Source organism: Microcoleus sp. N9_A1, assembly GCF_036701795.1.
Lineage (GTDB): Bacteria > Cyanobacteriota > Cyanobacteriia > Cyanobacteriales > Microcoleaceae > Microcoleus.
Map to the genome: position 1 here is coordinate 1 of NZ_JAUBRI010000174.1, position 1,778 is coordinate 1,778.

A 1,778-nucleotide genomic window follows, 5' to 3' on the forward strand; every position below is an offset into this window, starting at 1 on the left:
AGAGCATAGTCCTGTAGGCTAATTTATTGAACTTTACTGAAAATACCTGAATTATGCGGTAACTTATAAAAGTAGTAAGCATTATTCACAATTGGATACCTACTCAACACCAAGACAGGCAAGCGAACATTTTGGAGTTTGTCTACACACGCTTAGGCGGTGGGAGAAGGATGGCATGATCAAAGCCATCCGCACACCCGCAGGTCAACGACGATACTTAATCAACTCTTATGCCGGACAAAACAAAACCAACCTTAGAACCATTTTGTATGCCAGAGTCTCCAGTCGGGGTCAAAAAGCCGACCTTGACAGACAAATTGCCAGATTACTGGAACTCTATCCATCAGCCGAACTCATTACCGACATTGCCTCCGGGCTCAATTTCAAAAGGCAAGGACTTAGATCCATTCTGGAAACCGTCCGTACAGGCAATGTCGGCTCTGTTGTCGTTGCCCACAAAGACCGACTTGCCAGATTTGGCTTTGAACTCATTGAATGGCTCTGTCAACTCGATGGAACAAAGATCGTGGTTCTCAACCAAGACAACCTTTCTCCAGAACGAGAAATGGTCGAAGACATACTTGCCATTATTCACGTCTTTTCCTGCCGACTCTACGGACTTAGAAAATATAAAACTAAAATCAAGGAAGATCCAGATTTACCCAGAGCCAGCACTGGCCAAGATTTGGAAGACGTGGATAGCAGCAACGAGGTATTGTTACAACCAGGCAATCTCTCAACAAAAGCAAGACCGCCTAACTAAACTCAAATTGCGTAACAAAATTATGCAATCAGATTTACCGAAGTGGGTAAAAGATACACCATGCCATATCAGGCAAAATGCTATTTTTGATGCTCACCGAGCATATTCCGCTAGTCGTGATGCCAAGTATCGAAGCATTCGCAATCCTCGCTCTACGGTGAAATTTAATGATTCTAACTTCCGAGATGGGATGTGGCTTAAATCAAGAGTTAAAGGGCTAAAATTCACAGCATCCGAACCGGTTCCAGTATCTTGTAAATATGGTACTCAGCTAGTTTTACACCGTGGCAATTGGTTCGCTATTTTGCCCGAAGAATATGACTCAAAACCATCTGTGTCTAACTCGGCAATCGCCTTAGATCCTGGTATTCGGACATTTTTAACAGGTTACGACTCGGAAAAAGTGATTGAGATTGGTAGTGGAGATATCGGAAGAATCACCCGCCTGTGTCAATATCTTGACAAGTTAATGGGAAAGATGACTAAAGTGTCTGCCAAACAAAGAAGAGCGATGAGAAAGGCGGCGTCAAGAATCAGAAACAAGATTCAAAATCTTGTTAATGAGCTTCACAAAAAAGCTGCACACTTTCTAACCACAAATTACCAAGTTATCTTCCTGCCAACATTTGAAACGTCTCAAATGGTCAAGCGCACCAAGCGAAAGATTAACAAGAAGTCAGTACGTCAAATGTTGACATGGGCGCATTATCGCTTCAAGCAAATTATCAAACATCAAGCCGATAAAAAGGGTTCGATTGTTGTTGATGTATCCGAAGCCTATACGTCCAAGACTTGTGGCAATTGTGGTCATATTCATCGAAAACTTGGGGGTTCTAAAGTGTTCAAATGTCCTAATTGCCAAACGGTAATTGAGCGAGATTTGAACGGCGCACGTAATATTTTGTTACGTGCTTTGTCGGATTCGACCTGTTCTGTCAGTAATGACGGGATTGCTATCGTTACATCTCCAGCATTGCACAGCTATGTAGAGAAATGTTCAGCGTAAATGAATCAG

2 protein-coding genes are annotated in these 1,778 nt (G+C 42.5%); both read left to right on the forward strand.

The annotated features are described in order from the left end of the window. Window positions 1–91 precede the first annotated feature (91 nt). Window positions 92–763 carry an IS607 family transposase gene (locus QUA58_RS31225; RefSeq protein ID WP_333397995.1) on the forward strand — a complete coding sequence of 224 codons (672 nt, stop codon included), beginning with the start codon at window positions 92–94 and terminating at the stop codon, window positions 761–763. Next, window positions 699–1,769, forward strand: a complete 1,071-nt coding sequence (locus tag QUA58_RS31230) for a transposase (protein ID WP_333397997.1) — start codon at window positions 699–701, stop codon at window positions 1,767–1,769. Before QUA58_RS31225 ends, QUA58_RS31230 begins: the two co-directional genes overlap by 65 nt. The last annotated feature ends 9 nt before the right edge of the window (window positions 1,770–1,778 follow it).